Below are 7,497 nucleotides of genomic sequence, written 5' to 3'. Positions count from 1 at the left end.
GGTGGGGACTGAACGACGTGATGCTGCTGGCGGGCGTGACGGACGGGGCCGAGGTGGTGTTCGCCTTCGCCGAGGCGCGCGAGCAGCCGGGGCTGCGCCCGTCGCCGCCCATGCGGTTCGCGGCGCTCACCGCCTCCCGCACGGTGTCGCTGCGCCTGGACGGCCGGTCCCTGGACCTGGGCAGCCGGGCCCAGCGGCTGTTCCGTGAGGGGATGTTCCTGCTGGTCCAGGGCCAGATGGCCGAGGTGCGCCGGGCCCACCTCGGCCATCTGGGCGACTGAGGCCCGCCGGGCCCTCGCGCCCCGACGGCGGTCGCGGCCGCTCAGTCCTCCTCGCGGCTGGGAACCACCACGAGGAAGTCGTCCGCCTTCAGGTCCATCACGACCGTGGCGGGCTGGCCCTCGGCCCTCAGCCGTGCCGCGCACTCCTCCGCCGGCCAGGATCCGCGCGGAGCTCCCGCGGGAAACCGCTCCAACACCTTCGCGCCCATACCGGCAGACACCTCCGTATGCGACCGTTCACCGCGTCCGACAACGTGCGATCCGTACATTCCGGCTGCCCGCTGCGGGCGCGGCCATGCGGTGGTCGTCCGGCTCGGCGTCCGGGTCGTCCGGTGATCCGCTGCCCGCACCCGGAGGCCCGACTGCCACCCACAATCCCGACCTCTACCCACAAAGGGGAAACAAGCGCAAAATGTGGCTGCGCGGTGCCTGCCGCACACCGTCCCGGACGCGGTCGGGCCCGCACCGTCGGAAGGAGACGATCATGGCCAACGTCTCGCACGGCAGAGGTGACATCACCACCCACCCCGACGTCTCGGAGATGCGGGCACGCTACGCCCGCGTGGTCGGTGGTCGTGATGTGGCGCTCGTGGACGGCCCGGTGTTCCTGCTCGGCCTCTACTGCGCCGCGTCCCCGTGGATCCTCCACTACACCACGAGCCAGCCTCCGCTCGTGATCCACAACCTGATCATGGGGATCGCCCTGGGCCTGCTGGCCCTGGGGTTCACCACCGCCCCGGCACGGATGTACGGCCTCAGCTGGGCCATGTGCGCCCTGGGGGTCTGGATGATCATCTCGCCGTGGATCGTCGGCAGCCACCCGGACGCCGGTGTGGTGGTCAACAACGTCGTGATCGGCGCCCTGGCCGTGGTCCTCGGGCTGATGTGCGCCGCCACCGCGGCGAAGAGCGCCCCGCGGGCGTAGGAAGTGCCGAAGGGCCGGTCCGCGTGCGGCGGACCGGCCCGCCCGGGTCATCGGCCCGGCACCCGGCCCGGCTTGCCGGTCATGGCGTGCCCCCGGTCTCAGCGGGCATGAGACAAGGACGCGGGGACTACGACGCAGAGGGGCGAAGATGGAGATCACCGGCATCATCAGTGCCATCGTCATCGGCATCATCATCGGTGTCCTGGGACGGCTCGTCGTCCCCGGCCGCCAGCACATCGGCGTCATCTGGACGATCCTCATCGGCATCGTGGCCGCGCTGATCGGCGCGGCGATCGCCTCCGCACTCGGCGTCGCCGACACCAAGGGCGTCGACTGGATCGAGTGGCTCATCCAGATCGCCCTGGCGGCACTGGGCGTCACCGCCCTGGACCGCGCGAAGGCGGGCCACCGCTGAGCCACGACCGGCGCACGCAGGGCTTCTACGGTTCGTAGACGTACGGTGTCGTGGTGGTCAGTGGCGTGAAGCCGAGGCGTTCGAGGATGGGGCGGCTCTGGTCGGAGGCGTCGACCTGGAGGTAGCGGCAGCCGTGGTCGGCGGCGAGGCGGGCGCGGTGGGTGACGAGGGCGCGGTAGAGTCCCCGGCCGCGCCAGCCCTCGACGGTGCCGCCGCCCCACAGGCCCGCGAAGTCCGTGCCGGGCACCAGTTCCATACGGGCCGCGCTCACCGGTGCGTCGCCGGCGAGGGCGACGACGGCGAGGACCGTGTCCGGGTCGGCGGCGAGCCGGGCGAGGAGGCGGTGGCGCAGAGCGGAGCCGTCCGTGCCGAACGCCTTCTCGTGCACGCCGACCAGGAGGTCGACGCCCTCCGCGTCGGTGACCTCACGAAGGCGTACGCCCGCGGGCGGCTCGGCGTCGAGGTCCAGGTCGGCGGTCTCGGCGACCATCAGTGTCTCCTCGGGCCCGGGCGTGAAGCCGGCCGCCCGGAGCCGCCGGCCGAGGTCCGCCGGCCGGTCGTGCCCGTACAGCTTCCACTCGAAGCCATGGCCCAACTCACCGAAGAACGAGACCTGTTCGGCGATCGTCGCGTCCGTGCCCGCGGTGTCCAGGTCCGACCACAGCACGCCGTTCCAGTCCTGCGGAGAGCCGACCTGGCGCACCACGCCTCCCGCCCGCTCCACGCGCGTGCCGGGGGCGTCGGGGCGGGCACCCGCACGCAGGTCCCGGTCGTAGAGGGCGAGTATCTCGGTGTGATCCATGCGCCCACTCCAGCAAACCGCGCATGTCCACGGCAACGGGATTAGGGCGCGGCCCACCGGTCAGGGGGTCCGGTGGGCCTTCCGCCGTGGTGGCGTCCGGCGCGTCAGCGCGTCGCGCCGGGCCGGTGGCGCCGGTACAGGGCGATCCCGCCGAGCAGCAGCGCCGCGCTCGCGGCGGCCATCGGTACGGCCTGGTCCGCGCCGGTGTGGGCCAGCGACTCCTGCGTCCGCGGCTCGGGCGCGGGGTGCGTCACGGGCCTCGGCAGCGGGTGCGGAACGGCCCGTGCGGGCGGCTCGGGCGCGGGCTCGCCGATCTCCTCGTAGGAGTCGTTCGTGGAGGAGTTGCCGACGGCCGGGTTGCCGACGCCCACCACGTTCACGCTGTTGCCGCTGACGTTCACCGGGGCGTGCACCGGCAGCTGGATCTCGTTGCCGGAGAGCAGACCGGGCGAATCCTTTCCGCTCGCGTGTGCCACCGCACCGCCGCTTTCGTGCCCCACCGGCGTGCCGGCCTTCTCGTGCCTCGCCGCCTCGCCGGCCTTCTCATGCCTCGCCGCCTCGCCGGCCGACGACGCCCGGTCCCTCCCGGCGGACGCGTTGGCGCAGTGGTTGTCCGCCGCGGGGTTGAGGAGCCCCACCACGTTCACCGTGTTCCCGCACACGTTCACCGGAGCGTGCACCGGCACCTGAATGGTGTTGCCGGAGATCGCACCGGGCGAGCCGACCGCGGCACCCTCCGCCGCGGCGCCGCCGTCCGCCGCGAAGGCGGCGGACATCGGCACGGTCATCGCCATCGCGCCGGAGGCGGCGGCGAGGGCGATCACACTGTTCCGGGTAACCCGTTTCATCGGTTCCCTGCCTTCCAGACATGGTCGCGGGCGCTCGCCCGCACCGGGTAAAACGCTGGTGAAGGATCCGGGTTATGGCTTGGCGGCCTTTCACCCCATCGAGGGGTCCGGTTATCGAACAGCGGACAACGCCTCGTACGACCGACGGCGGGGCCCGGGGACGGCACCGGGCGGGGCGCTCGCCGACAGGCGCCGCCCAAGGGCGCCGTTCATCGTGGTCGAGGGCGCTGTTGCCGAACCGCGGCCGAGCGTTGCTGGAGGCGCCGATGCCGGCCAAGCCGTCCGTGCGGCAGGCGGCCCGGCGCCTGGCGTGCGCCGGGGCCGTCACGCTGACGCTGTCCGGCGCGGGGCTGCCCGCGGCGACCCGGCGACGCCGTACCGCTGGACCGTGGAGACGCCGCGGCGGCTCGGCCCGTCCGCCGTGGTGCTCGACAACCGGGCCGACGGGCACACGGGCTACCTCTCCTCCCGGTGCGTGCACCGGAAGGTGGACGACTTCCTGCTGTACGGCTCCCTGCCGGGGTCCCAGTAGTAATGGAGTAATGGCCGCAAAAACAACGGATATGGGCTCGCGGCTTGTTGAGGCCGAATCACCCGGCTGCTGGCCACCGACACATCCGTGTGGAGCGACGACGTATGGATCGTGGACTCCACGCCCGTGGAATGCGGCCGCTCCCGCGAGACGGTCAAACGCTCCGAGCCGGCCGGATGGGCCGGGTACGGCTACTGCGCCAGCCACAGCCGCTTCTTTCGGGGCCTGCGCCTGCACCTGGTGTGCACGCTCCAGGGACTGCCCGTCGCCTTTGCCCTGACCGGAGCGAAAGCCGACGAGCGCGAGACGCTGCTGGACCTGCTCGACGCCGAACCGGAACTCGTCGCCACCCGGCCGGGACAGACCTTGATCGGCGACAAGAACCACTTCGGCCGCGACTTCGAGCACCAGCTGGCCGAGCACGGCATCCGGCTGATGCGGCCGACCCGCAAGGGCGAACCGGAGCGGCCCGGAGCCGAGCTGTTCACACCACTGCGACAGGTCATCGAGTCGGTCAACGAGACCTTCAGGGGCCGGCTCGACCTGGAACGGCACCACGGCCGCACACCCGTCGGCGTCGTCGCCCGCGTCATGCAGCGCATCCTCACGCTGACCACCGCCATCTGGCACAACGACCAGAGCGGACAGCCCGTCCTGCGCTCACTGACCGCCTACGACCACCAACTCTTGGGATCGATCATCCAGGACCCCGGGGCCGTTCTACCGGGGTCTGCGGCTGGTGGCGGTCGACGGCACGCTGCTGCACACCCTCGGCGACGAGACGGTGACCTGGCGCTACCCCAAGCGGGCCGGGGAGAGGTTGGAGTTCGGGTGACGCAACGGTGTGGCCGTCGGTCAAGCCGACAGCGCTCTTTTGACCGGCTCGAGGCTCTCACTCTGCGGAAGTCTCACCAGGGGGGAAGTGCGGGAGCAGGTGTTCGGCCACCTCGTGCATGACCTCCCGCGCGGGGCGCTCGTTGAAGCGCAGGTTCAGCATGAGCTGGCTGACCCCGATGCGCTCGTACTCCTTGAGCAGTTCCAGGAAGGGCTCGCGCCCCATCGACCAGCCCTGCGCCACCTTCCGGGGTGCGGTGCGCGGATTCTCGTGCAGGACCAGGTAGCTGCCCACCGCGACGGGCTTGGCCGCGCCGCCGCAGAGTTCCTCCGTCAGCGCCCGCCACTGTGTGACGGCGGAGTGGAGCTCGGCGGGCATCCGGCCCGGGTGGATCCACCCGTCCGCCTGTTCGGCGATCCACTCGAGGGGCTGGCGACCGTGCCCCGTCATCAGCATCGGCAGCCGACCGTACGGGGGCCTGGGCAGGAGTTCCATGTCGGGCCGGGCGTCGGGCAGCGGCGTACCGGCCCCGGCGGCCCGCACGTACTCCCAGCTTTCCCGGAAGCGGTCGCCCAGGTCCTCCCGGCGCAGGCCGAAGGCCGGGACCTCCGAGGGGCGGTCGCCGGTGGCCACGCCGAGCAGCATCCGGCCGCCGGAGAGGTGGTCGACGGTCGTGGCTGCCTTGGCCGTGTGGGCCGGGTGGCGCAGTGGCAGCACCGTGCTCGCCGTGCCGAGGGCCAGGCGCTCGGTGGTGGCGGCGAGCTGTCCCAGGTGCGCCCAGGGGTCGAGCACCTGACCGGCGTCGCCCTGCCGGGGCACGAGGAACGGAACGTCGCGCAGCCAGAGAGCGGAGAAGCCCAACCGGTCTGCCTGGCGGACGAGTTCGAGGTGGTCGGTCAGGGAGGGGACGTCGCCGGTGAAGGATTCGAGCGGGGCGATGAGCCCCAGGGTCATACGGTTCTCGGGGAACGCGCGACGCATTCCGGGGTGGTCGGTGAACGGGCGTGCGGGGGGCTGGATGGCAGTCATGGTGGTCCTTGCGTGCGGCGGCCGGGCGACGAGGCGCGGCGGCGAGGTCATGGGGTGCGGGCGGGCGCCGGGGTGACGTCGCGGCTGGTGAGTCCGTCGAGGGTCGGGTAGTCGGTGTAGCCGCGGTGGTCACCGCCGTACAGGCCGACGTCCTGCGGGGTGTTGAGGCGGGCCCCGGTCCGCAGGCGGGTGACGAAGTCCGGGTTGGTGAGGAAGCCACGGCCGAAGGCGACCAGGTCGGCGCCGCGTCGGAGCCAGGCCAGCGCGGCGCGCTCCTTGGTGATGTCGGCGGAATCGGCCGCGCGCGGGGTGACCATCAGTGCGGTCGGCCACAGCTCGCGCAACCGGTCGTCGAGAGCGTTGTCTGCGGTCTCGGTGAGGTGCAGGTAGGCGATGCGGTCGCGGGCGAGGGCGCGCAGCAGGGCCGGGTAGGTGCGGTGCGCGAGTGGTTCGCGGAGGTCGCCGTAGCCGTCGCGGGGTGAGATGCGCAGGCCGACCCGGTCGGGCCCGATGGCCGCGGCCACTGCTCGTACCGTCTCGACGGTGAGACGGGTGCGGCCCTCGGGGGTGGCGCCCCAGCGGTCGGTGCGGGTGTTGGGGTTGTCGGCGAGGAACTGGTGCAGCAGATAGCCGTTGGCGGCATGGATCTCGACGCCGTCCAGGCCGGCGGCCACGGCGCGCCGGGCCGCCCGGACGAAGTCCTCTATGACAGTGCGTATTTGATTACCCGTCATCTCGTGTGGACTGACGGCCGGCTGCCGTCCGTACGGGGTGAAGATGCTCGCTTGCGCGGTTTTCGGGGACGGGGCCACGGGATACAGGCCGTCGGGCAGGAAGTCCGGGTGGGCGAGGCGTCCGGCGTGCGCGAGCTGCACGAAGATGCGCCCGCCTCGGTCGTGGACGGCATCGGCGATCCGCGACCAGCCGTACTCGTGGGCACGGGTGTGCAGACCCGGTGCGCCCGGACCGATGCGGCCGGCGGGGCTGACGTGCGCGCTCTCCGCGATGATCAGGCCGGCGGTGGCGCGCTGCGCGTAGTAGGTGGCCATGAGGGTGGTCGGAGTACCGTCGGCGGCGGCGCGCGCCCGGGACATCGGGGCCATGACGATGCGGTTGGGCACGGTGAGCGCGCCGAGACCGAACGGCTCGAACAGGGCTGTGTTCACGATGCGGTTCCTTTCCTTTCCCTTCGTTCCCTGCGGCGTCCGTCCTGTTGTCGGGGCCGTCCTGTTCGTCGGAGCGTCGGAGTGTCGGTCAACGGGTGGGGCGGGGGCAGTCGTTCAGGCGTTCCAGGCTTCGGCGAGCAGCTCGTGGCTGCGGATGCGGTCCTCCAGGTCCCAGATCTCGGTCATGAGCATGAGTTCGTCGGCCTGGGTACGCCGAGCCAGCTCCGCGAGGCCCTTGCGGACGGTGGCGGGGGAACCGACGTGGGACTCGCGCAGCATCGATCCGACCGCCTCGCGCTCGGCCGGGGTCCAGAGGGCGTCGATGTCCTCGACGGGCGGCAGGAACTCCATGTTTCCGCGCACCAGGGTGAGGAAGCGGCGCTGCATCGAGGTGAACAGGTGCCGCGCCTTCTCGTCGGTCTCGGCGACGACCGCGCCCGCTGCGACGATCGCGTAGGGCTTGTCGAGGACCGCCGACGGGCGGAAGTGGGAGCGGTAGGTGTCCAGCGCGAGCAGCAGCCGGTCGGGCGCGAAGTGCGAGGCGAACACGTACGGCAGGCCCTCCTGGGCGGCCGGCGCCGCGCCGAAGGTGGAGGAGCCGAGGATGAAGACGGGCACCTCGGAGCCCCGGCCGGGAACCGCCTGGACGCGCTGGGTGGGGCGG

At 72.1% G+C, this 7,497-nt stretch carries 8 protein-coding genes and 3 pseudogenes; 5 read left to right on the top strand and 6 right to left on the bottom strand.

The genetic code is table 11. The features are described 5' to 3' along the window. Positions 1–281 (top strand): annotated as a pseudogene (locus tag C1I97_RS26710) (hypothetical protein); the annotation flags it as partial. A 41-nt stretch (positions 282–322) separates the two neighbouring features. Here the strand turns inward: C1I97_RS26710 and C1I97_RS26705 are convergent. Then, positions 323–490 carry a hypothetical protein gene (locus C1I97_RS26705; protein WP_181446927.1) on the bottom strand — a complete coding sequence of 56 codons (168 nt, stop codon included), beginning with the start codon at positions 488–490 and terminating at the stop codon, positions 323–325. A 275-nt stretch (positions 491–765) separates the two neighbouring features. Here C1I97_RS26705 and C1I97_RS26700 point away from each other — a divergent pair, with 275 nt between their 5' ends. Both C1I97_RS26700 and C1I97_RS26695 read left to right on the top strand, forming a co-directional pair. Further along, a complete protein-coding gene (locus C1I97_RS26700; protein ID WP_111005710.1) occupies positions 766–1,206 on the top strand; it encodes an SPW repeat protein in 441 nt (146 codons plus the stop codon). 148 nt (positions 1,207–1,354) lie between these two features. Next, entirely contained in the window at positions 1,355–1,621 is a 267-nt protein-coding gene (locus C1I97_RS26695; protein ID WP_111005709.1) for a GlsB/YeaQ/YmgE family stress response membrane protein, read from the top strand. A gap of 25 nt (positions 1,622–1,646) precedes the next feature. Here C1I97_RS26695 and C1I97_RS26690 read toward each other — a convergent pair whose 3' ends face one another. Both C1I97_RS26690 and C1I97_RS42525 read right to left on the bottom strand, forming a co-directional pair. Then, positions 1,647–2,423: a GNAT family N-acetyltransferase gene (locus tag C1I97_RS26690; RefSeq protein WP_111005708.1), complete on the bottom strand. Its 777-nt coding sequence runs from the start codon at positions 2,421–2,423 to the stop codon at positions 1,647–1,649. A gap of 104 nt (positions 2,424–2,527) precedes the next feature. Beyond that, positions 2,528–3,247 (bottom strand): chaplin, encoded by a 720-nt coding sequence (locus tag C1I97_RS42525; protein WP_309147828.1) that lies wholly within the window; start codon positions 3,245–3,247, stop codon positions 2,528–2,530. Between the two features lie 379 nt (positions 3,248–3,626). Between C1I97_RS42525 and C1I97_RS26680 the strand changes: the two are divergent. Together C1I97_RS26680 and C1I97_RS26675 are read left to right on the top strand one after the other, a co-directional pair. Next, positions 3,627–3,803, top strand: a pseudogene (locus C1I97_RS26680) (alpha/beta hydrolase); the annotation flags it as partial. 57 nt (positions 3,804–3,860) lie between these two features. Then, positions 3,861–4,484 (top strand): annotated as a pseudogene (locus tag C1I97_RS26675) (transposase); the annotation flags it as partial. A 211-nt stretch (positions 4,485–4,695) separates the two neighbouring features. Here C1I97_RS26675 and C1I97_RS26670 read toward each other — a convergent pair. From C1I97_RS26670 to C1I97_RS26660, 3 genes are all read right to left on the bottom strand, one after another. Further along, positions 4,696–5,667 carry a TIGR03571 family LLM class oxidoreductase gene (locus tag C1I97_RS26670; protein WP_181446926.1) on the bottom strand — a complete coding sequence of 324 codons (972 nt, stop codon included), beginning with the start codon at positions 5,665–5,667 and terminating at the stop codon, positions 4,696–4,698. A 47-nt stretch (positions 5,668–5,714) separates the two neighbouring features. After that, positions 5,715–6,833 (bottom strand): alkene reductase, encoded by a 1,119-nt coding sequence (locus tag C1I97_RS26665; RefSeq protein WP_111005705.1) that lies wholly within the window; start codon positions 6,831–6,833, stop codon positions 5,715–5,717. A 114-nt stretch (positions 6,834–6,947) separates the two neighbouring features. Continuing rightward, a partial coding sequence (locus tag C1I97_RS26660; RefSeq protein WP_146608300.1) for an MsnO8 family LLM class oxidoreductase occupies positions 6,948–7,497 on the bottom strand: 550 nt, incomplete at its 5' end.

This window comes from Streptomyces sp. NTH33 (genome assembly GCF_003236365.1).
In the GTDB taxonomy this organism is placed as follows: Bacteria; Actinomycetota; Actinomycetes; order Streptomycetales; family Streptomycetaceae; genus Streptomyces.
Note: the sequence above shows the minus strand (reverse complement) of the source record. Positions and strands in the feature narration are given on the sequence as shown.

Excerpts from the sequence above, each read along its gene's own strand:
- C1I97_RS26705 (WP_181446927.1), bottom strand. The coding sequence starts at position 490 with ATGGGCGCGAAGGTGTTGGAGCGGTTTCCCGCGGGAGCTCCGCGCGGA.
- C1I97_RS26700 (WP_111005710.1), top strand. The coding sequence starts at position 766 with ATGGCCAACGTCTCGCACGGCAGAGGTGACATCACCACCCACCCCGAC.
- C1I97_RS26695 (WP_111005709.1), top strand. The coding sequence starts at position 1,355 with ATGGAGATCACCGGCATCATCAGTGCCATCGTCATCGGCATCATCATC.
- C1I97_RS26690 (WP_111005708.1), bottom strand. The coding sequence starts at position 2,423 with ATGGATCACACCGAGATACTCGCCCTCTACGACCGGGACCTGCGTGCG.
- C1I97_RS26670 (WP_181446926.1), bottom strand. The coding sequence starts at position 5,667 with ATGACTGCCATCCAGCCCCCCGCACGCCCGTTCACCGACCACCCCGGA.